Consider the following 24,033-nt stretch of genomic DNA (forward strand, 5'->3'; position numbering starts at 1 on the left):
TTGGTTTAGCATACTGCTATTTTATAAGGCTAAATCTATAATCACTATTATTAATAATGATTTTTAAAAATGAATAACCGTACGGATACTATCGCCTTTATGCATCAAATCAAACGCTTCATTGATGTCTTCTAATGGCATGGTATGGGTAATGAAGTCTTGTAGTGGGATTTCACCAGCCAAATAACGCTCAACATAACCTGGTAATTCACTGCGACCTTTTACGCCACCAAATGCTGAACCGCGCCAGACGCGACCAGTCACTAACTGGAATGGGCGCGTAGAGACTTCTTGTCCAGCACCAGCGACACCGATGATGACCGACTCGCCCCACCCTTTATGGCAGCACTCAAGCGCTGAACGCATGACATCGACGTTACCGATACACTCAAATGAATAATCGACGCCGCCATCGGTCAATTCAACGATGACTTCTTGAATTGGCTTGTCATAATCTTTTGGATTGATGCAGTCGGTTGCGCCAAGCTTTTTAGCCAGCTCAAATTTGCTCTCGTTGATATCAATAGCAATGATACGACTGGCTTTTGCCATTGCCGCACCGATGACTGCTGACAGTCCAATACCGCCGAGACCAAAGATAGCAACCGTGGCGCCCTCTTCAACTTTTGCCGTATTCATGACCGCACCCATACCCGTGGTGACGCCGCAACCCAATAAGCAGACTTCTTCTAGTGGGGCTTCTTTGTTCACTTTCGCTAAAGAAATCTCAGGCAACACCGTATATTCAGAGAAGGTTGAACAGCCCATATAATGATAAATTGGCTCACCATCTTTATAAAAACGCGTGGTGCCGTCTGGCATTAAGCCTTTACCTTGGGTCTCGCGTACCGCTGAGCACAAGTTGGTTTTGCCTGATAGGCACATTTTACATTCGCCACATTCTGCTGTGTATAAAGGAATGACATGATCGCCAACTTGCACACTGGTGACGCCTTCGCCGATTTGCTCAACGATACCGCCACCTTCATGACCTAAAATCGCTGGGAATACCCCTTCTGGGTCTTCACCAGATAAAGTAAATGCATCAGTGTGACAGACGCCACTTGCCACGATTTTTACCAATACTTCGCCTTTACGGGGCAGCATGACATCCACTTCTTCGATAGATAGTGGCTCATTTGGGCCCCAAGCAATGGCGGCTTTTGATTTAATAAATTTATCTGACATCGTTATCTCTCTTTTTAATTCATTTTATGGGTTATTAAGCGCAGACCTCTATTCAGCTTATCTTGCTTGTTGAATGGAGGCAAGCGGCAGTTGTAGCAGCCTGTAAAGCTTTATACTGACTATTATAGTTTTTTCTATAGCAATAACAATGTGCTATATTTGCAAATATCTTTTACACAGTGGTAATAATCATGCGCTGGGATGGTATTAGCGAATTTGTTTATGTAGCAGATTACGAAAGCTTTACGCGGGCGGCAAAAGAATTGGGTATTTCGACCGCGCAAGTCAGTCGACAGATAAGCGCTTTAGAGAAACGATTGAATATTAAACTGCTGTATCGCACGACGCGTAAGGTATCGCTGACTGAAGAAGGTCGCGTGTTTTATCAACACTGCCGCGGTGTGCTCGATGGATTGGATGCCGCTGAGCAAGCAGTGAGCAACTTACAATCAAAGCCGCAAGGTAGGATTAAACTGACCGCTCCTGTCACTTATGGCGAGCAGCAATTATTGCCACTGGTCAATGATTTCATGGTGCAATATCGCGATATCGAAGTGACGGCGTTTTTGAGCAATCAAAAAATCGACCTCATTGATGGCAGTTATGATTTGGCGATTCGTATCGGCAAATTAAGCGATTCGACGATGATGGCAAAAAAGCTCAGCCGTCGTACCAATTTCGTCTGTGCCGCGCCTGCTTATCTCGAAAAATACGGCATACCACATTCTTTGAGCGATCTGAGTCAGCATAACTGCTTACTTGGCACGCGTGACTATTGGCACTTTATAGAAGATGGAAAAATAGATTCTGGAAAAAATGCTGATAAAGAAAAAAACCTGCGCGTGTCTGGCAGTGTCCAATATAACAGCGGTCACAGTCTAGTCGATGCGGCGTTAAAAGGTCTGGGTATCGTCCAGCTACCTGATTATTATGTGCAAAAATACTTAGCATCAGGTGAGCTGGTCAGCTTATTGAATAACTATCGAGAGCCTGAAGAAAGTATCTGGGCCATATATCCGCACAACCGTCATTTATCGCCAAAGATTAGACTGCTCGTTGATTATCTAGCAGAGCATTTGGTTTAGCTATGCGTTTTGGCTTAGGCATTTTTTAAGGTGTGTTGCAATGCGAGGCTTTACTATGCGTGGTTTATTACGCACAATGCTACTAAGCACAAGGAATATCATGGCTCACACTAAATATTCGATCTTGCCAGCCATCATGTGCTGAATAAACAATGACAATAAAAGGACTTTTTATGCTTAAAATTATCTCTATCGCTGCCCTAGCATTGGCCGTATCTTCCTGCGCCAGTGTTGAAAATATTTTAAACGCGCCGGACAAAGCACCATCAACGCCAGCAACGATGATTGCTATCGATGCCGAAAAAGGCTTGGTTACGATGCAAAGCAATCATTCCGTGCAAGATACTGCTGATAAACTGGCGGCAGTTATTGAAAGCAAAGGTATGAAAGTATTTGCACGCGTCGATCATCAGAAGAATGCCCAAGGTGTCGATTTAACATTAAGACCGACGCAAGTGATTATGTTTGGTAATCCAAAAGCGGGTACGCCATTGATGAATTGCGAGCAAAGCGTCGCTATCGATTTGCCGCAAAAAATTCTCATCAGTGAAGATGCTGATAAAAAAGTTTGGTTGTCGTACAATAATCCTGAATATCTCAAAGACCGCCATAATATAAAGGGTTGTGATACCCAATTGGCGAATATCGCAAAAGCCCTTGATAGCGTTAGTAAAGCAGCAGTTGCAAAATAAGCTATAAATGAAAACCTGAACAAAAAAAAGGTGGAATGCAAAAGCACTCCCACCTTTTATTTGCCTTTAAAAAATTAACGTATTAGCAATCTTCAGACTGTGCTACTTGCTCATATAGCGCTGTTTAGATCGTGTAGCTCTATTTTTAACTTCTTTGCACATTCGATAATCTTTTTTCGACCAGCAGGAATAGCCCCATATTCAATCGCTATTTCTCGCATTTGTACCGTGAAGTCATAGTGCGGATAGCTGGCGTTTCGATGGAATAAGCGCTTATCCACTTCAATTAGTGCGGCAAAATCATGCAGCTCTTGCAGGGTATCTGCCAGCATGTGGCACCACTTATAGCCTTTAAATTCTATCTGCATAAAATCCACATATATCGCCATAGAACCGTCTCCTTTATTATCCTTAACTTTTTATCATGTGTTAAGCAACGCTTTCACAGAGCAGCCATTAGAACAATTCACGTGCATCTTTCTTAAGCTGTTTCAGGATAGTTTGGTATTCGCTATGATTGGTTCCAAGCGTGCTTAGACGTCCATAACGCAGTTGACGATAGTCCTGCCTCATCTGCATGATTTTTGCTTGGGCAATGTCTGAATCACCGCTATCTGTTAGCTTACTAGCTTTACTGCTCTTATTATTGCTTTTAGCATTGATATCAGCGTTAATATCAGCCTTTGAATCATTTTCTCGGTCATTAACCGCTATTGCCACACGCTCAAGCCAAGCCAACTGACCTTCACTTTCATCACGAGCAAGTGATTTATCCGCTTTGCCAATACGTTTTGATAACTGTGCAAGCGGCTGGTCTGCTGGATGCCAACGCTTACGGCGACGTTGCCAAATGACAAAGACCAAAATCACCATGACGGTAATAGCACTTGCCGCTAGCCAAATAATTTGCTGCGTGATTGAACGGATGTTAAACCATTTGAGTAGCGAGTCAGCTTGCTTGTCCTGATCGTAACCAACGACATCTTTTTGCCAATAGTAGCTGGCTTGGTCGGACAGACGGCGTAAGGTTTGTAGCATTTGATACTGCTGATAGCTGATTTGTGCGCTAGCGCCATCGCCGAACATTGCCGCTCCTTGTGCCTGCGTCAGCGCATCCATCCCTTGCTCGACACGCTCAGGCGCGACAAAAGCCGTCGGATCGACACGTACCCAGCCTTGACCCTCAAGCCAAACTTCCGTCCAAGCGTGCGCATCCTTTTGCCGCACCTCCCACACATTACCACCGCGACTCAGCTCACCACCTTGATAGCCGGCGACGACGCGCGCGGGTATGCCAGCGGCGCGCAGCATAAAGGTAAAACTAGAAGAATAATGCTCACAAAACCCAGCTTTGGTCTCAAATAAAAACTCGTCAATACGGTTATTACTCAGCCGTGGCGGTGATAACGTATAACGAAATTCTGTTTGATTAATCCAGCGTTCAATAGCCGCCATATAGCGCACTGGATCTGATCCTGATTGCGCAAATAACTGCTGGGCCAGTGCTCTTGCTTGCGGATTTCCGTCGGCTGGCAAGGCAAGATTCAGACGTCGCAACTCATCCGAAAGAACAGGATCAATACGCATCGGTGCAAATTGCAATACTTCATAACGTAACTGCTGAGTGACGGGCTGATCTTTTAATAAGGTAAAGTTTGAAGTAATACTGACATCTTGGCGCTGGGCAAAAGGATAATCAAGTCCAAATAGCCAGTTTTGCTGCGTCGGCTCTAGGATAATTTCATAGCTGGTAGGCGCAACCTTTACTTCATCAGGGACAGTTGCAAAGGCGTGCTCAATCCAAGATGGCATTTGCGGTGCAGGTCGCCATTGTCGTTGCTGAGGGCTAGGACGCCATGTAATACCGTCAAAGTCGCTAAACACCAAACCACGCCAATATAACTGCTGTTGCGGCGGGCGATTATCTGCAAACTCTACCCGAAACGCCAGCTCAGTCGATTGTCCCAAATTGGCAAAATCCCCGGGTGACATACTGTCGGATACGCCAGTGGTTGCTTGCTGACCTGATAGCTGTACTGACCATAGTGGTGGCAAGCGCGGGAAGAACAAAAATAGCACGACTAACAATGGTAACGCCCCGATACCCAACACACCTAAAGTACGCAAGCGACCATCACCGCGAGTGTTGCCGTCATCATTAAGCGCAATAAATGCCAATAAAATGATAACTGCACCAACAATCACTTCCAAAGTCGTAACAAGACCTTGATCCATCAAAAACAGCGCAGCAAGAACAAACAGTGATAAATTTAGGACCACATAAGCATCACGCCGTTTATACATCTCCCACAGCTTGCTGATGAGACATAGCACTAAAAACGCCACGCCCATATCCAGTCCAAACGCTGTATTGTACGTCAGCCATAGACCTGCCAGCCCCAATAAAAAGCCGAGCATTTGCATGCCTTGATAGACACGTTTTAAATGCGCTGTTTTTTTAAACTTAGCTTTTATAGACGGTAGCTGTGCGGCGATGCTGACCACCGCAAAACCTATCAACCAAAACGGCAGATGCGCCGCATGAGGTAAAATAACGGTAATTTGAGCAATTAGTACCCAATAATAAGCAGGCAATGCGAATAGCTTACGAGTCCATTTTGCAGCGCTATCCTGTAGAACACGATCAGTGACGTTTTGACCCAGTGCCAACTGCTCAAAGCTTGTGGGACTTGTTTCAGGAAAACCTATAAATGTGTTTTCAGCGTCATTTGTAGGGAATCGTTCAGAGTTGTTCATGGCGTTTTCGCCAATTTTAGCAAGCACGCTTGTGCAAAACTGTCGCCTTCACCCATTGGTGCAGTAGACTGGGTATCATTGGGTAAGCGCATATGAAATGTCACGCCCAGCTCACCTAATTTCATCGCCCCATACGCCAATTGTGCCAGTTTTTGCTCATGATGTGCTGCTGGCATATCAGCATAATCCAACGTTTGCTCATGACCGACTGGATCAGCAAAGTGCTTAGTCAGCATGCCTTGACCACGTGCTACATGTCCCCACGACACCCGTGCCAGCGACTCGCCTTCAACGTAGTTATCTAGCCGCTCAAAATCATCTTGACCTTGCCGATATTGCCCACCTGTTGGCAAATCCTCCTGACTGGCAACGGCATATTGCGATTGCCAATCAAATACTTCAGGTTTTGGATACACCCAAGCAGTACGGGCAAAATAAACATAGGACCACGCCCGCATAATGCCCAAAGGATAAACCGTTTTTATTTTTAAGCGCGGTAATTCAAACTGCCCACGATTCTGCGTCGGTATTGGCAAGCGAATAATTTTCTCGCCTTGCAGTCGTGTCACCAGTATCGACTGTTTATTATCAGCGCTATGTTTGATTTTTTTATGGGCTTTTTTATCTGTCTTACTATTAAGCTTGCTATTAGCCTGCTCGAAGCTAAATAACAACTGTCGTCTCGGTTGACGGCTCGCACTGCGCAACTGTAAAGTCACCCAAACAGGCGCGCCCGCTTCTGCCATGGTTACTTCTATTAACTGTACTTTAAGACCTGAGATATGGGCAAAGGTTACATGAAAGCTGATCAGCCAGACGCTGACCAAATAAAAACATAAACCTAACACCAAGTTATTGCCATAGTTAATACCAGCGATAAAGGTGATGATTAATAACACCGCATATAGAGTCCCTTCACGGCTAAAAAAGATATAGACGTTACGCAAATTGAGGGTGGCACTATCACTTTTGGGCGCACGCGAGGCAAACCAACGGCTTAATGCTGAAGTGGCTGGTACGGTTAAGGCTTTTGGCAAAAAGCTCATGACTACCCTATCCTTACCATAAAATTGATACTCTAATTCATAATTGGTGATAGCTTTAAAAACAAATACGCTATGAAACAACAAGCAGCTGAAAAATAAATACTCAGATAACAGTGATTGTAATAACAACTATTTAAATAACCATCATTTAACTGATAACAGCCACTTCTGCCAATATACGTTGCGCGATTGTCTGCGTCGCCTGCCCACCAGTCACATGCGCTGGGACAAAACGCTGACCGAGACGATGATCTGTGACCGCTGCAAACACCGCTTGGATATCCTCAGGTGTCACTTCCATATGCCCCGATACATACGCATAAGCCTGCGCGGCACGCTGTAGCGACAATACTCCACGCGGTGATAAGCCATGATACTCGGAGCTTGCTCGTGTCTTTGCGACCAATCGCTGCAGATAATCCAAGACCACATCCGCGACATAAACGTGTTTAACACCTTGCTGTGCTAATAAGACCGCCTCGGTATCAAGCACCGCATCTAAATTTTTTAGTAGCTCGCGGCGATCCTGACCTTTTAATAGCTCACGTTCTGCGGTAGGCGACGGATAACCAAGCGACAAGCATAATAAGAATCTATCTAACTGCGATTCAGGAAGTGGATAGACACCTGATTGCTGCAAAGGATTTTGGGTCGCAATGACAAAAAACGGCTGCGGCAAAGGATAGGTTTGCCCATCTTGGGTGACTTGCCGTTCTTCCATCGCTTCTAGTAATGCGCTTTGCGTCTTAGGGCTAGAGCGATTAATCTCATCAGCGAGTAGCAGCTGAGTAAAAATAGGACCTGCTCGAAACTCAAATTGCTGTTTCTTTTGATCATAAATGCTCATGCCTAAGATATCTGCTGGCAGCATATCATTGGTGAACTGTACACGGTTAAAGCTCAAGCCTAATAATTGCGCCAAGCCTTGCGCCAACGTCGTCTTGCCCATACCCGGCAGATCTTGCAGTAACAAATGTCCACCTGCCAAAATACCACTCAGCGCAAGCTTAACCACTTGCGGCTTATCCAGCACTATTTGATTTAACTGCGCCATAAGTTGGGCAATTTTTTGCTGATTGTGACGATAGTCGGCAGCGCTAAAGGTCGACTTATGAATCACCTCTGCTGCTGATGGATGTGGTGTTGTAATGGCTCTATCGATAGCTGCGTGGGTCATAGTCAATTATTGGCTCATTTCTTATGGAATTAGTGTTTCTAGGGCGTGTTCTTATTTTAAAAATGGTGATAAAAATGAGATAAATGGCAGCCAAACAAGGAAAATAGCGCTGATAATATCAAGATATTAACCAGTTGTTTGACGTGGTTTAGCAAAACTCAACCATCTTTAGCCCATTTAGTCGCTTTCGTTTAGCTTAAGGACACGCCATAAACTGGCTATTGCTTTGAGTCATCTTCAGTTATCGGCGCGGCGGCACGAAGCGTTGACAGATAAGCGATGACATCTGCGCGTTCTTGCGCATCGGGCATCGGGTTTGATAGCATTTTTGAGTCTAGCATGGCTTTTTCTGCATCCGCAATATAAGGGTCGAGCGTTTGCGCATCCCATACCCAACCTGATGTTTTTAGCCCGTTACTATAGGTGTAATCTTCTAGCTCAGCGGCGGGCGCACCGTATATATTCATCAGCTGCGGACCTTTTTTGTTGAGCCCCGCATTCAACTGATGACATTGACCACAAGCGTCTTGATAAATGATCGCGCCGTTATCAGCATCACCTTCCGTATAGAGCGGCAATGTCACAGCAGCACGATGATCCGGTGGCGTACTTTCTCCGCAAGCGCTGAGCGATAAAACAGCAAAAAATATACTGCTTATTTGATATTTATTAATGATGGGCATTTTCGGCAATCTTTGGTTAAGGAATATCAGCTATAGATGAACAATATAGATAATAAGGTAGGGTCAAACAAATGCAAAGTGGAACCCTCTTCACGTCTAAATAGCTGCTTTTAAAAACATAACGTTATTTATTGGGGCATATTAAGCCAATAAACAACGCTTATAGGACAGTTTGAGTAAAACTTTTGTAATGTATGACGATAAAGAATTTATGAACGATTAAGCCGTGTAGAGTATTCCATAAATAGGCGCTGTTGATAGTTGCGTATCAAACGCACCCTAAATAACTTTAGGTCGCAACCTTTATCGTACTGCTGGGTTCTTCTAAATAATAGCCTTGTAAATAGCGCGCGCCCACGCTCCAAGCAACGGACATGGTTGCCGCATCTTCAATATAAGGCATCAATACGTCCACATTGACTTCATTAGTACGCATAATAAGTGATTTGACAGTTTCTAAATTGTCTGCTGAGTCAATGCCATCCACATAGCTGCGTGCTAAACGCACCATATCTGGCTGCACAAAACTGACAATCTCTATGGATTTAGCAGAAGAACCGAAGTTATTAATGCCCATCTGACAGCTGACTTGGCTAAGGGCGGCAAACTGTGTTTTTGCCACTGTAAGATGGTCTGAGACGTCTTTTTCGTTGAACTGCAAGGTGAGTACGCCAGCTGCACCGCCCACCGCTTTTATAAGCTGACTGGCAACACTAGGCAGTTTTTTGTCTATCAATGAGGCACTAGTCAATTGCACTAGCAATCTGGCTTCAGGATGTGTTTTACGTACCTCATTGACCTTTTTACAGGCATTGATGAGCACCCAACGATCTATTTTTTCGAGCAATTTATGCGTCTTGGCGACTGCCATAAATTGATCAGGCGTCAATATCGTATTGTCCGCATCCGCCAATGGCAACCGCAGATATACTTCAAAAAAGTCGCTTCGGTCATTGTTAATATCATATATTGGCTGGAATGACAGCTCAAAACGGCTATTGGCAATGGCATCAACTAAAGATTCGGCAAGCGCATGATCATCACTATTGGCATGCTCGCTTGGATCATATAAATGATAAGTGCCGCCATGATTAGAGGTCTCTATCATAATCTGATTGATGGCATCCATCGCACGTTCGAGCACGATACTTGGCTCTGCTGTATTGGTTTCGATTTTGACAATACCAATACTGACAGTCGTACTGGTCGTACGCTTATCTACTTCAATGAGCATATCACTGATACGTGAACCAATTTGCTTAGCTAGTGTTTCAAGCTCTGTGGTGCTCTTATCCTCGACCAGTATGGTAAAGGCGGTATCACTAAAACGACTCACATGCCCGTCTGATATCAGCTCATCTAACGCATAGGCGACTTGCTTGACGGTCGCATCTACCCCTTGCAAACCTAGACTGCTTCTTATTTTACCGACATTATCGAGTTGAATATATAAAAGCCCAGCCGTCATTAAGCCTTGACGTGCTTGCTGGTACACGATTGCCAGTTGTTCTTCAAAGCCGCGGCGGTTGTTGATTCCTGTCAGGCTGTCTTTGCATTCAGCGGCTGCCAAACGCTTGGCGACTTCCGCACTATTATTATGGTTTTGTTGGATAATAACCTGCGTCACTGGCTCGCCATCTAAGGTCGCGGCTGCCAATTGTAGCTTTGCCTCAAAAGTACTGCCATCCATCCGCTTACTTTCAAAATTGAACTCGACTTCTTGGCGGCTACCTTTATCAAATTGACGTAAGAACTGTTTGAAACCCTTAACGTTATCACCGCCTGCAATCAGGTCAACAACAGGCACGCCTATGGCATCATTCATCGACTCAAAACCAAAAAGCTGAAGATAAGGGTCATTGGCAAAAATATGGATACCCTGATCAATATAGGCGACCGCACTTTTAGAGTTTTTAATCAATACGTTGGCGCGTTGCTCTGCTTCAGAGAGAACATGGCGCAACGTTCTAAGCTCACGACGACTGCGTAAATTATCATGCTGTAGACAGATAGACATCACTACTGCCATTTCTTGGTCTACTTTGAGCGATTTGACCATCGTGCCGCTAATAATATCAGGTAGCCCCTCATCATTATTGGTGGACGCTACCATCTCTTCATTGAATAGGCAGATCATAGGCAAATCAATACTTTGCTCTTGAACGACGCCCACCACATCGGTGAAACTCATATCATAAGCATTGCCAAACACCAAGACATCCCACGGTTGTCGAAGTGACTTTAACAGCTCCTCTTTATCGTCCAAAAACCCTAAATTGATGGTGTCATAATAGCAACCTAGTAAGTGCACAAGGCGCTCAGCGTAGAGCTGATCGTCATCAATGACTAAGAGGTTTAAGATGGACTGAGTACGCATAAGAAGCCTTTTGGATCTTGTTTTTATGTTTGATACCCTACACCTTTTCCAAGCATTAACCCAGCAAGGAGAATACTATCAGGGATAGGCTTAGCGATTTTTAGTAGATTGGCATCGTCTTTCGAATCAAGGCGACATCTTGGCGAAGCAAAAACATCGTATAAACGAACATAACTGTATCAATCATTATAGACAATAACTTGACTGATTGCAGACTAACTTATCATCATTATTCAGTACATTTATTCACTGCTATTATCGAATAAAAAAATTCAATAAAGTAACCTTTAAACCAGCATTTATTGACATTACGATCTGACAACTTTCCCATAGACGCTCAAACAAACTACAGCTGCACCACCTCATACTGGCTGAATTCATCCGTAATCAGCAACCTCTGTCCCAAACGTAAAGGGGTTTGTTTGCTATTAATACGCATAATGACTCTATCATCGGTCTGAAAGTAAGAAGTCGGTACAATCAAAGTACCAGTGGTTTGTAGTCGCTCATCTCTACCAAGGATAAATGCTGGCACAAAATGGCGACTACGCGTTTCTCTACCTTCTAAACGCAAGCCACAAGCCACTAGCTGATGTCCGAGTACTTGCCACTCGATCTCTGGGTTTTTGCTATCAAAATCAAGCCAGCGCGCCACGCCCATCGACCAATCAGGCGGCGTGATTGTATCAGATCGACAGACTAAAAAAAGGCTCATCATATGTAATGCTGGCGGTGCAGTCGTCGCAGATGCATTATCATCAGCTACTATATTAAGGCTATTTTCATGAACACTTTCTTCATGAAAGCGATCTTTATGAAAGTGGTCTTTATTTAAAGTATCTACTGTTGGTGATAGTCGCAGGGTGCGAAATAGCGACAAATCATCATTACGATCAAAGGTTTCACTGGCTAATACGTGGCTGCTGTCTTGTTTTTTATTCACGGTATCATAACGAGGACGCTGCTCATCTGGTAACTCTTTTATAGCGATTAAACTGGTAAAGCTATGTGAATGGCTCACCCGATAATGAATATTATTAAAACCTGTAATCAAAACAGCGTCTTCTTTCGCACTATGTTTAGTCGCTAGGGTGAGCGGCGGCTGTAAATAGCGGTAATTGAGCGTCATCGCTATTTTATTAAGCAAATGACTCTCAACGCCGTCACCCCCTTCCTTAACTAAAGCCTGTTTGCGTCGTTTAAGATACTCAACCAGCGGGGCAATTTCTATAAATAAACAGTGATAGCGATCGTCGTATGGGTTAATTGTAGAGCTGGCCGTCAGGTAAGTTGGCGGATTGTCACTTTGTAAATCAACGAACACGCGGGTCTCAGTGGTTGGCTCAATCGTCGCAACGATATGCTTAGCCCATTCAGGTAACAAACGTTGGACGAGCAGAATATTGGGACGACGCATGGCACGTACATTTAATAGACTGTATAAACAAATTTGGCAATACAGCTGATGAACCGTCTTGGCACGCTGGGTGCCTGCCGTAACACTCATATTAATCTCAGCCGCATGATACTGATAAGCAAGGTAATACAGCTGATTGATTTTGTGCCATAAGTAAGATGAGGGTTTTTGATAGCACAATGCTTCTTCGCCCAATAGCTTCTGGTACATCAGCAGCGTCTGGTAAATAGCAATGGCGAGTGTCGTTGATGAGGACTTATCACCATTAAAATAGCGCTGCCAGCCATTACTTGCAGCGTATTTTCGCTGATTATTGAGCAATGAAGTTTTATGACGTATCACTCTGTCATAGACCATAATCATTGAATAATATAGCGACTTTATTTGAGCCACATAACCCATTTGAATGTCACTAAGCGCACCTGTCTCATAAATATAAGACTGTCGCAAAGTGGCAATTAACTGATCTGAGGCGTCTATCACCGTCGCCATAAGGGTAAGACGTTGCGAATCATCGATATTGGCCACACGTAGTACCGTAAGTATTTTTGCTAATTGTTCAGCTTGCTGTGCTTGCGTTTGCGAAGGTAACGCTGCCAACAACTTTAGCAAATAACCTTCTTGGCCATTAGCGGATCGCTTAGAAACTAGTGGCAATGCCTCTGTAGAAGATAGGTGCTCTTGAAACGTCGATAAAGTTATCATCAGTATTCCTAGTAACCTTGAGTAACTTGGCAGGAGGCAAATATTCAACCATGCCGTATGCAACAACACAAGATAAAAGATACAAATCAGCAGCAACCATCGAAATCGACAGCACCCATTTTTAGTAACGATTAAGTTCTATAGCATCATCTAACCGCACGCCCATCTTCTAAAAACCACGCTTTGTTCACTAATTTTTCAATATACCATAGTGCCTATATTAACGATCATTGTAAATATCAATCGGTACTTTGAAAGGTTTATTTGGTAGCTCTCTGACCAGCTTGGGTACCAGATAACCAGGGAGTGCTGCCAACAATGACCAATACAGCTCAATTGCGAAGCGCTCATCATTATCGAAATGTGCGGCTCCAGCCACTTTATCCAGTACGTGCAAATAATAAGGCAACACACCAGCAGAAAATAAACGTTGGCTTAATTGCGTCTGAACCTCAACGCTATCATTGATGCCTTTTAATAGCACCGCTTGATTTAATAAAGTGATGCCAGCCGCTCGAGCACGTTGCAGATGCTCTGCTGTTAAGGCATCGATTTCATTGGCATGATTACAGTGGATGACCATCACAATATGACAGCGACTTTGAGACAGTCTGGTCAATAACGCATCATCCAAACGCGCTGGTATGACCAGCGGCAAGCGCGTATGTAATCGAATAGTGGTCAATTGCGGGAGTGACTCTAAAGTATCTAGCCAAGCAAACAGGCGTCTATTTGTCACATTCAGTGGATCACCGCCACTCAAAATCACCTCATTAATCTCGGGGTGTGCAGTAATGTAATCAATGATATTTTCTTTGGCCTCAGCCGTCGGCATATTGGCACTATAGTCAAAATGCTGACGGAAACAGTAACGACAATGAATGGCACAAGCACCTGTCACGGTCAATAATACTCTGGATTGGTACTTATGCAGCATACCTTTGACTGGATTTTGCGTATTCTCGCTCAAGGGATCTGCCACATAGCCCGTTACCTTGATTTGCTCGCGTTGATCAGGCAATACTTGTCTCAGTAAAGGATCATTGCTATCGCCGATACTCATTTTTGCCACAAATCCACGTGGTACGCGCAGCTCAAAATGCTTAGGTACATAAACCTCTGCACGCAATGATTCTAGCCTTAGGATGCTTAACAGCTCATCGATAGACGTAATGGCCTCGGATAATTGCGTTTGCCAGTTTTTTTGTGTGATTAAATGGTTTATCATGACAACCTAATACCTGTGCCCAAAAGTCGCTATTATACGCGCTTAGTGCGTAGCCTATCAAAGCATACGACCTATCCTTTAAACACTTAGCGTAATAAGCGATTTTAACGCAGCAAGCTATTCATTCCCTTATCTACCACCCTATTTATAACCCCTAGGAGTTTCTTGTGGCAAGTTTTTCTACTAATGAATTTAAAGCTGGTCTAAAAGTCATGCTCGATGGCAACCCTTGTGCCATTCTTGAAAACGAGTTTGTCAAACCAGGTAAAGGTCAAGCCTTTAACCGTGTTAAATTGCGCAACCTTCGTAGTGGTAAAGTATTGGAACAAACCTTTAAGTCAGGCGATAGCTTAGAAGCTGCTGATGTCATGGACACTGAAATGAACTATCTATATAACGATGGTGAGTTTTGGCATTTCATGCACCCTGAAAGTTTTGAGCAGATTCAAGCGGACAAAACAGCGATGGGCGATTCAATAAAGTGGCTAAAAGAAAACAGTAATGCACTATGTACCATCACTTTATTCAATGGCACTCCTCTTTCAGTAACACCACCTAACTTTGTTGAGTTGCAAATCACTGAAACAGATCCTGGTGTGCGTGGTGATACTTCAGGTGGTGGCGGTAAACCTGCCAAGTTAGAGACAGGTGCTGTCGTCCGTGTGCCGTTGTTTGTACAACAAGACGAAGTCGTACGTGTTGATACTCGTACAGGTGACTATCAAACTCGCGTTAGCCAATAGCATGTAAAAATTATAGCGCTCGACATAATAGGACTTATATAATAGAACTTAACAGTTAGCCTCTAGCTGTTATTCCACAAAAAAGCTGAACCACTGATAAAGCGGTTCAGCTTTTTTTATTTATGAATATTGTCTTTAATACTGTCTCTGTAGTTAATTTGATTGAAAAGTATTCCAAAACAACCGAGTAAAAGTCGATATGGGGTATGTCAAACAAGGTCAGCGCTGTGGTTTTTTTATAGTGGATGAACTGTCGCCATTGATGACAGCGATGATAAATAACCTTCTATAAATACCTACCAAACCACTACTCTTCTGCTGATGAATGTTTCTGTATCAGCCAATATTGTACCAATGCATTCAACTGCTCTTGTTTAAAAGGCTTGGTACAGTAATCTTGCATCCCAACTTTTAAATACTTTTCGCGCTCACCGTCCATTGCATTGGCGGTCAACGCAATAATAGGTGGTAATGACTGAGGATCATAGAGTTCATGCAATTTAATAGTGGCCTGCACGCCATCTAAAATAGGCATGTGATGGTCCATTAAAATGACATCATAACGCTCAGGTGAGAGCGCAAAAATCTCAATAGCCTGCTGCCCATCAGTGACATGCGTGACCGTATGACCACTATTATTCAGGGCTTTTTTAGCGATAATGGCATTGACGGTATCGTCTTCAACCAACAATATATGACCAGCACGCTCATGGGTCGGCTCAATCATCGTAAAGTCATTTGACTCTTGCCACATCTCATACTGGTTTTCATCGATAGTCGGTAGCGGTAATAAAACACTGAACGTAGTGCCCACACCTACTTCGCTATCCACATCGATATAACCGCCCATCAAATCAACCAAAGACTTACAAACCGAGAGTCCAAGACCTGTGCCACCATAAAGACGGTGGGTGAATTTGTTTGCTTGGTCATAAGCATCAAATATCGCATCCAATGACTCAGCTTTGATGCCGACACCCGTATCTGTAACTTCAATGCATAAGGTCATGACTTCATGATAGATGGTATTACTGATAGCTTCTTGAGCCGCTATTTTGCTGAGATCACTTGCCGAAATACCTTGAGCGCGATATTGGTCAGCGCTGTCATCGTCAAAACCATCACAATGACAATTGGGTACATGTTTGACATCAATAGTGACTCGCCCACCCTCACGAGTGAATTTAATCGCATTATTAACAAGGTTTGCTAAAATTTGTTTGAGGCGTACTGGATCGCCTTGTACATAGGGCGATAACGACTCGGTATAATGGTAGTCTAAAATGAGCCCTCGCTGACGTGCTTTGACAGCAAAGAGGCTGACTACCTCATTACATAATGCAGATAAGTTAACAGGAATAGAATCAATGGTCATTTTCCCAGATTCTACTTTCGATAAATCTAAAATCCCGTTAATGATCGCCATCAAATGCTCATTGGAAACTTTGATATTGTCCACGTATTCTTGTTGTTCACTGCTAAGTTTAGTCTCACCAAGCATCTCCACCATACCAATAATGCCATTCATCGGTGTACGGATTTCATGACTCATATTGGCCAAAAAGTCTGATTTCATCTCATTAGCATGTTTGGCATCACGCTGCTTATCCTGTAGCTGCAAGGCATCTGCCGCCATCATCGCAAATTGAGCCAACACCTTTGCTTTTTGCTCATCAAAGTCATGATTGGGCTTCATATCCATCACACACAGCGAGCCCAAACGATAGCTTTTATTGTCCTCATGCAAAATAATTGGCGCACCAGCATAAAACTGTAGGTACGGCGATTCTGTCACTAGGGGATTGTGGCTAAAGCGGCTGTCTTTGGCTAAGTCCGGTACTACAAAGACGTCGTTAGAGAGCACGGTATAATTGCAAATAGCCACTTCACGAGTCGTGCGGCAAACACCGCCCAGTCCTTGGACAGATTTTAGATACTGTGTTTCTTCATCCATGAAAGTGATGGTCACAACTGGTACATCAAAAAATAGCTTTGCCAGATCAATTAGACGCTTAAATGCAGGCTCATCATTGTCGTTGAGCACCTGATACTTCCTAAGCTTATTGATGCGTTCTACTTCATCTGCCGCCACTGGGTAGCTGTGTTTAGGTGCGTTCAATATAGACAAGATAGACTCCATTAAATAAGATCAGACGCTCGGCTTGATGCCCGTCTGCTTTATTAATAATTGTAAAGCTTCACTGACCATAATCATCGCGACGACTGATGTAACGACAACTGCTGAGCCATAGCCACCACAGTGCAACCCACCTGTTTGACAGCTTTTATCTACCCGTGGTGGCTCTGTAGAGTAGACACATTTGATCCCGAACTTTTCTTTTAGTGTACTATTAATGCCTTTTTCGTGGCGCAGCTTATTGCGTAATTTGGCAAGTAAAGGATCTTGGTAACTATCACGCAAGTCGCTCACCCTAATCTGACTAGGGTCTATCTTACCGCCTGCGCCGCCTGCACACACCAGTTTTAATTTATTAAAACGACAATGTAGCGCGATGGCAAGCTTGGCATTCATATCATCTACGCAGTCCAAAATAACCATAGGTCTGCCTTGAGCGATAGCGGCTTTTGCTTCACCGCGACTTGGCAATAAAGTGGCGACGTTTTCTACAGTTAAAAAATCATCGATCAAGTTTAGCGTTACTTTGGGATTAATTTCACGAATACGGGTGGCCATCGCTGCAATTTTACTCTCACCAAAGGTGCTGTCTAGTGCAGGCAACTGCCGATTGACATTGGATGCAACCAATACGTCCAAATCGATCAACGTAATAGTGCCCACTGCCGTTCTTGCCAAAGCCTCAGCTGCCCAAGAACCAACGCCTCCAACGCCAATAACGTATACATGCGCATCGGCAAAAGTAGTGACAGCTGCCGTACCATAAAGAGTGCGCGTGCCTTGAAAACGGCGTTCATACTGCACATTGTCTTCGCTAAGCTCTTCCGTTCTTGTAACGTCTTCGGTGCCAATGGATTCTGTCATTGTTTGCTCAAATGGTTGTATTTCAATCATAACTGATTAAATGCTCTTTTAAATTATTTTGGTGGCGCTTATATTACGTCAATTTCTTTATTCACGGCTATATCATTCACTATCATATCAATGGCTAGCCATACAATAAACCGTCAGTGATTAAAATATGTGGCACTACTACGACGGATAATCCCATTTTGTTTGCAAAGCACTGCAACTGTTGTGCCACAATTGCTTAGCAAGACTGGCGGGTTGTACATTGAGCAACTCACTCAAGCTTAGCAATACCCATGGTAAGTTGGCAGGTACATTTCTATTATGTACGGCTGTACTCCTCCGTGCACTGTCTGAGTTTTGATTTGGCACTGATGAATCATGGTCAGATATTTGGCACATGATAGGCGTCATATCAGGGCAATCCGTTTCTATTACCAAACATTCAACGCCATAGCTATCAACCGCTGCTTGAATGGCGCGGCGCAGTTTCTTAGCATTGGGATTAGTGATTTGACCGGTAACCCCAAGCTTAAATCCCAACTTAACAAATGCTTTGGCTTCTTGCGTCCCACCACTAAAACTATGCGCGATACCGCCAAGTTTGTGCGCATCGTAGTCATGCGCTTTTAGTATGGCCAATGCTTCTGCATGTACTTTACGAATATGTAGCATCACTGGCAGCTGATGAGTTACCGCCATGTCCAATTGTGCCTTAAAAAATCGTACTTGTTTGGCAAATATGTCAGGCGCTTTCATCGCCTCAGTAAAGGTGTCCAAACCAATCTCGCCGATTGCTAATGGGCGTTTATCAGCAATCCTTTTTGCCATGGCGGTTAAATGATCGTCAGTATGTTGTTTAATATAAAAAGGATGCAAACCGACCGCAATATGGATACTAAAATTTGACACTTTTTGTCTATCGACATTGGCTATCGTAGGTAATGACAGCGTATTTAACAGGCGCTCAGTCTCATACATCCGCTCAAAATGCTGATATAGATAACCCACTAATACCAGATGGCGTACCCCCTGATTGTGAGCCTGCTGCGTCAGTATTTCTCTATCATCATCAAAGATTGGGGCATCAAAATGAGTATGCGTGTCAATGAGAGGATAAATAGTAGGTAAGGGCTGTTTGATCATCTTAGGTGAAGCGATAGGGGTCATTGATAGACTCCAAAATTAATAGTTTTCAGCGAGGCATTCCGTGATTTGTCATTCAATAGACATTATTTGTCATTTTGTAGCAATTATCACGTCAATGAACACTTTAGGATGGCAACTTTATTTAAAATGATTTCTACAGTTAAAAAATGCCAATCAACAAAAGAGCATTTGATAAGTAAAGAGACCTTCAACACGCCCTATTAGTATTATCATGATTGGCTTTTGCATTGTGCTCATATGAATGCTCATCTGATACATTTTTACCATCTAACTCTCTGGTAGCAGCTTGTCGGCTGCTACGCCGAGGAATCACCAATAAGGCGGTGGCAGCGACTGCTAATAAAAACCACTTTTTAGCGTTTGTATGACTTGTCATTGCTTCCACCCCTACCTTTATATCATCATCTACAATATTTATCAGCAAGTGTTCATACTTACTACTCAATTACTCATTAGTATACTGCGATATACAAACTGCTATGTTTATCTGTGTTATGAATACGCAAGCTAATGTACGGCGTAGTCTATTTATTACACCGTGTCTCTACATGCTATAAGAATAGGAGGCGAGCGCTTTATTAACCTATCATTAATAAAGCGCTTTTTTGAGTTCTTAACGGTTTAAAGGATAAGTTGTCATACCATTATTAGGACTGTCTACTTTGGTAAAACCTTGAGACTGAGACTTTGGTGTCTGATCGCGCTTAGGAACAAGGGGATTGAGCGGCATCAATTCATAATCTGCGCTAACATCGCCATTCCAACCTTCCGTACCGCTCAATGGCAGCTGTTTGATGGTACCGTTTTTATCAATGACCAATTGTAGGACGCGCATTTGGTTAAATTTGCGTTCGGTGACACTGGCGACTGCCCTGCCATCACGTAAAATGGTTGGCTGTAAAAATATGATCAAGTTGCTTTTTTGCGTTGTGTCATTGTCAGAGCGGAACAGTCGACCAATGACTGGTACATTACCCAAGCCAGGGACTTTTTGTTGGCGCGTAGTGCTGTTTTCACGCATCAAGCCACCAAGAGCAATGGTCTGCTGATCATCAGCCAGAATCGTCGTATTGATGAGGCTTTTATTGGTGATCAAACCACTGGCGTTACCCGTACTGCCCGGTACCACCGATGAGACTTCTTGTGAGACTTCCAAGCGTACGGTGCCATTGTCGCCAATATGAGGAATGACATTTAGGTTGATACCAATATCCTGACGATCAATGGTTTGAAAGGGGTTGCTAGAATCGTTGCCACTGGTGGTAAAGGAACCTGTCACAAAAGGCACGTTTTGACCCACTAAAATACTGGCTTTTTCATTGTCCAATGTCAAAATTGATGGCATAGACAGCAGATTGGCACTGGTAGAAGAATCAAGCGCTTGCAAGATAGCCCCATAAAACTGGGTGTTTCCCTGACTGTCTTTGCTGCTATCACCAATACCAATCAAAGCACCAGCTATCGATCCTGCTGCTGCACTGATACTGGCGGCACCGCCACCCAACGCCGCGGCAGCAAGTGCTGTAGCACTCGCGCCTACGTTATTGAAGTTTACGACTCCGTAGCCGCTATTGGCATTGCCAAGCGCCCATTGCACACCAAGCTGGGTCGCATCATCACCTGACACTTCTACAATAGCCGCTTGAATCAATACTTGCGCGCGGCGACTGTCCAACTGATTGACCGCATCTTCAATCTCAAACATCAGCTCAGGTGCCGCATTAACGATAACGGCATTTTGGGTTTCATCAGCGATAATACTAAAAGGTCGCCCGCCAACACCTGTACCAGTACTACTCGAATTGGCACCAGAGGTCGCTGAGGTCGGCGCGTTGTTAGTCGTGCTACCACTAGACTCATTAGTCAAGGTAGCGCCCGTGCTACTGGAATCGTTCAATGATGCAGACTCTAACGAGGACGTTGCTCCAGCGCTATTAATAGATTGATTGGCGAGCAATCCGCGTAGCATATCTGCAATATGACCTGCACTGGCATATTTTAATCGAAAGACACGCAGACCACTCAAACGCCTTGTAGGCGTGGTGTCCAATTGATTGACCATCTCTTTGACTTTAGCAATCATCTCCGGACTGCCTTTCACCAACAATCTATCACTAGAGGTATCAGCGATGACTTTAAGCTGGTTATTACCACCTTGTGCTTGCCCGCTACCAGCGCTTGCAACCAAGGCGCTAATCAATTCCATCATACGTTCAGCATCGACGTGACGTAGTGGTATCACTTGCAAACTGTCATTGACGTTGCTATCTAAATCGCGGATGAGCGACGTCAGCTGATTAAGACTATCTGCACGATCGGACAATACCAAGGCATTGACACCAGGCACGGCAGCGGCATGAGCTGATTGGGGCATAAGCGGACGGATGACACCCAGCACTTCTGCGGCTTGGGTATTGGTTAAATAAATAACACGAGTAGCTAACGCCTCACCAACACTGTCACCGCGTAAATCAACAGCCACGCCAGATTGTTTGGCGACATTATCTGGCACCAATTTGATGGTCGTTCCCGAGTCAATCGCTGCAATACCGTTGACTTGCATCACACTCAAAAACAGCTGATATATTTCGTCACGCGACAAGGCTTTGTTAGAAATCACCGTCACATTGCCATTAATACGTGGATCAAGGACAAAGTTTTGGTCAGTGATGGTTGCCACCTCATTAATAAAGGCTTTGATATCGGCATCTTGTAAGTTGACTTTCCAGCTCTCAGCACTCGCAAGACCCGTACTGGCAGCCCATAATGGTACGGCGAGGCAAAGAGGACGACACAGGCGCATCAGGCGCTGCAAAACATGGTACAGAGGCGTGACTGAAAAATTATGAAAACTTACCATATTGATGATTACCTACAGTGATGTCGCTTAGTATGTACTGGATTTATTGTGTGCTAAGGTGCTCAATGATTGCTTTGCTCACTTAATATTCTGCCCACAATGGCATTATTTAAGTGGCACTATCTAAATACTTGTTTACTTAAAACTTATTTGCTTAAAACTGCTGACGAATGGTAATGACTTGATCGCCGCGTTGCACCTCTATTTGCGCCTCACCTGATTGCTGTACCTGTTGCAGCACACTAGCATCTTGGGCAGGATTACTACCCACGCTTTGACCATTAACCGTTAGCACTTTATCACCTGGCTCAAGCCCTAGGCGATTACGCAGCTTTGCTGGCATTGCAGGCGTTACTTGATAGTTTTCCCCTGCTGCCATAACCCCCATCCTACTCAAATAACTGGCGGGGTTTTCTTGCAATTCTGTGACCGCCTCATCGATAGCAGATTGCGGGCTACTGTCACTGCCTGTCGCAGCGGACTCTTCCTCAGTATTTTGTGTAGGCTGAGGGGCGTTTGGCAACATGCTGTTATCTGGCAAGCGCTGATTACTGACGGCACCTGCGATCATGTCACTTTGGTCTAATGGCATCGCGGCTGGCATGCTAATGACGGTTTGCTTGTCACTAGCATCAGCGATGACAACCGAGTTCCAATCGACAGCGACAAGGGTATAGCCACTGTCTTTTAGCGCGTCACCGATTCGATAGTTTTTCACTTCACCATTGACATCCAGTAGTGCCGAGGACATGCTCTCTGGCATTGCTAACAGAACGCCTTTTAGATTGACATTGGGCGGTGGCTGCACTGCTGCTGCAATAGGATCAGGGTCTGCAAAAATAGCAAATAATCCACTATAGTCCTTGCCAGATGCCGATGTATTTTGCAAAGCTGCTGGTGGCAACATCGGTGCCAATGGTGCTGCGAGCAACAACCATAGTAATCGAGCCGCTGTCCAGCATAACCAAGCAACAGCCAATAACAATACCCAACCTGAGAATCGATTAAGGGTGTTAAGCACAGATTTTAAAGTTGTAGAAACATTCATCATCTAGCGTGTCCCCAGCCCATTTAGCAACGGCTGACGCACACTAACAACTGGCGTATCTTGGGGTGCTTGCCCTTTATACTCAGGCATACTTTCTAATAAACGCTGCGTCAAACTGACATCCAACATATTATCGCCATCGATATATAAGTCGCCCAAGCGCTTATCTTGATTGTTTAATAAATTGATATGGAGTAGGTTTTTATTGTTTTTTTGCTCGGCACTTAACTCAGCACGCATCGTAGGCATGGTCAGATAAAAAACCTTGCCACCGCTAGGATAGCCTATCTCACCGCCGACCCATGTCAACTGACCATCGGCTTGAGTAAAACCAGATGGATTTTTTGTTGAAGCATTTTCTGCGGCGGCAATTGAGCCAGACTGACGGCTGAGCGAGACATTATTGACCTGAATCGGTGTATTGGGCAATTGCCAATCAACCAAACTTGCCAACGTCTCAGGTGCTATCTTGCCGCTCATATTATCCACTTGCCATGAGCTGGTGCCTATTTTTACTTGTCCATTGAGGCGAGTTTGTGCTGAATTGATATCGACCTCTGCACTTATCTTACCCAATAACAAATGCCATGGCTGCCACGACCATTCTGCCGTACCTGTGAGCGGTGTCGCTGCTAAAGGCATCTGCCAGATAACGGAGCCTTGCCATAAATTACCCGACACATGCTGTACATAAGGCGTTTCGGGAGCATACTTTTCAAGCAGCCACGCCGCTGGCATTTGCAACACAGCAAATAATGCAAATAATACAAACCCAACCAGCCACCACAGCTTACGAGGGCGCTTATGAGACGACGCAGATACTTGGGGCACGGTTGCATAACTCTTATATAAGACAAAAACGTCATTATCA

Annotated in this window: 19 protein-coding genes; 3 read left to right on the top strand and 16 right to left on the bottom strand. The window is 44.2% G+C overall.

The features are described 5' to 3' along the window. Positions 1–63: 63 nt before the first annotated feature. The gene (locus JMX82_RS08815; RefSeq protein ID WP_201540247.1) at positions 64–1,188 is read right to left on the bottom strand and encodes an S-(hydroxymethyl)glutathione dehydrogenase/class III alcohol dehydrogenase; all 1,125 of its coding nucleotides are present in this window, start codon (positions 1,186–1,188) and stop codon (positions 64–66) included. A 191-nt stretch (positions 1,189–1,379) separates the two neighbouring features. Here JMX82_RS08815 and JMX82_RS08820 point away from each other — a divergent pair, with 191 nt between their 5' ends. Both JMX82_RS08820 and JMX82_RS08825 read left to right on the top strand, forming a co-directional pair. Next, complete coding sequence (locus JMX82_RS08820) at positions 1,380–2,273, top strand: LysR family transcriptional regulator (RefSeq protein WP_201540248.1); 894 nt, start codon at positions 1,380–1,382, stop codon at positions 2,271–2,273. A gap of 173 nt (positions 2,274–2,446) precedes the next feature. Next, positions 2,447–2,965, top strand: coding sequence for a DUF302 domain-containing protein (locus JMX82_RS08825; RefSeq protein ID WP_201540249.1), 519 nt, complete (start codon positions 2,447–2,449; stop codon positions 2,963–2,965). 110 nt (positions 2,966–3,075) lie between these two features. Here the strand turns inward: JMX82_RS08825 and JMX82_RS08830 are convergent, their stop codons facing one another. The 8 genes from JMX82_RS08830 to epmB form a co-directional block, all read right to left on the bottom strand. Continuing rightward, positions 3,076–3,354, bottom strand: coding sequence for a DUF4031 domain-containing protein (locus JMX82_RS08830; RefSeq protein ID WP_201540250.1), 279 nt, complete (start codon positions 3,352–3,354; stop codon positions 3,076–3,078). 67 nt (positions 3,355–3,421) lie between these two features. Continuing rightward, entirely contained in the window at positions 3,422–5,722 is a 2,301-nt protein-coding gene (locus JMX82_RS08835) for a transglutaminaseTgpA domain-containing protein (protein WP_201540251.1), read from the bottom strand. Then, positions 5,719–6,768, bottom strand: coding sequence for a DUF58 domain-containing protein (locus tag JMX82_RS08840; protein ID WP_201540252.1), 1,050 nt, complete (start codon positions 6,766–6,768; stop codon positions 5,719–5,721). Before JMX82_RS08840 ends, JMX82_RS08835 begins: the two co-directional genes overlap by 4 nt. A gap of 148 nt (positions 6,769–6,916) precedes the next feature. Continuing rightward, complete coding sequence (locus JMX82_RS08845; protein ID WP_265089312.1) at positions 6,917–7,945, bottom strand: AAA family ATPase; 1,029 nt, start codon at positions 7,943–7,945, stop codon at positions 6,917–6,919. Positions 7,946–8,163: 218 nt separating this feature from the next. Further along, entirely contained in the window at positions 8,164–8,628 is a 465-nt protein-coding gene (locus JMX82_RS08850) for a c-type cytochrome (protein WP_201540253.1), read from the bottom strand. 289 nt (positions 8,629–8,917) lie between these two features. Further along, positions 8,918–11,005, bottom strand: coding sequence for an EAL domain-containing protein (locus tag JMX82_RS08855; protein WP_201540254.1), 2,088 nt, complete (start codon positions 11,003–11,005; stop codon positions 8,918–8,920). 346 nt (positions 11,006–11,351) lie between these two features. Next, positions 11,352–13,127, bottom strand: coding sequence for a hypothetical protein (locus JMX82_RS08860; protein WP_201540255.1), 1,776 nt, complete (start codon positions 13,125–13,127; stop codon positions 11,352–11,354). A gap of 220 nt (positions 13,128–13,347) precedes the next feature. Continuing rightward, a complete protein-coding gene (gene epmB / locus JMX82_RS08865) occupies positions 13,348–14,355 on the bottom strand; it encodes an EF-P beta-lysylation protein EpmB (RefSeq protein WP_201540256.1) in 1,008 nt (335 codons plus the stop codon). 167 nt (positions 14,356–14,522) lie between these two features. On the opposite strand from epmB, the gene efp reads away from it, so the two are divergent. Continuing rightward, entirely contained in the window at positions 14,523–15,098 is a 576-nt protein-coding gene (gene efp, locus JMX82_RS08870; protein ID WP_193012364.1) for an elongation factor P, read from the top strand. Between the two features lie 307 nt (positions 15,099–15,405). On the opposite strand, the gene JMX82_RS08875 is transcribed toward efp, so the two are convergent. The 7 genes from JMX82_RS08875 to gspN form a co-directional block, all read right to left on the bottom strand. Further along, complete coding sequence (locus tag JMX82_RS08875; protein ID WP_227676504.1) at positions 15,406–17,226, bottom strand: GAF domain-containing hybrid sensor histidine kinase/response regulator; 1,821 nt, start codon at positions 17,224–17,226, stop codon at positions 15,406–15,408. A gap of 21 nt (positions 17,227–17,247) precedes the next feature. Further along, on the bottom strand, positions 17,248–18,099 hold the full coding sequence (locus JMX82_RS08880) for a ThiF family adenylyltransferase (protein WP_227676524.1): 852 nt from the start codon (positions 18,097–18,099) through the stop codon (positions 17,248–17,250). Positions 18,100–18,267: 168 nt separating this feature from the next. Continuing rightward, positions 18,268–19,254: a TatD family hydrolase gene (locus JMX82_RS08885; protein ID WP_227676507.1), complete on the bottom strand. Its 987-nt coding sequence runs from the start codon at positions 19,252–19,254 to the stop codon at positions 18,268–18,270. 187 nt (positions 19,255–19,441) lie between these two features. Continuing rightward, positions 19,442–19,630, bottom strand: coding sequence for a hypothetical protein (locus tag JMX82_RS08890; protein WP_201540259.1), 189 nt, complete (start codon positions 19,628–19,630; stop codon positions 19,442–19,444). Positions 19,631–19,867: 237 nt separating this feature from the next. Then, positions 19,868–22,114: a type II secretion system secretin GspD gene (gene gspD / locus JMX82_RS08895; RefSeq protein WP_201540260.1), complete on the bottom strand. Its 2,247-nt coding sequence runs from the start codon at positions 22,112–22,114 to the stop codon at positions 19,868–19,870. A 154-nt stretch (positions 22,115–22,268) separates the two neighbouring features. After that, positions 22,269–23,165, bottom strand: coding sequence for a type II secretion system protein N (locus tag JMX82_RS08900; protein WP_201540261.1), 897 nt, complete (start codon positions 23,163–23,165; stop codon positions 22,269–22,271). Beyond that, entirely contained in the window at positions 23,166–23,993 is an 828-nt protein-coding gene (gene gspN / locus JMX82_RS08905; protein ID WP_201540262.1) for a type II secretion system protein N, read from the bottom strand. Positions 23,994–24,033: the final 40 nt, after the last annotated feature.

Source organism: Psychrobacter sp. 1044, from assembly GCF_904846525.1.
Taxonomy (GTDB): domain Bacteria; phylum Pseudomonadota; class Gammaproteobacteria; order Pseudomonadales; family Moraxellaceae; genus Psychrobacter.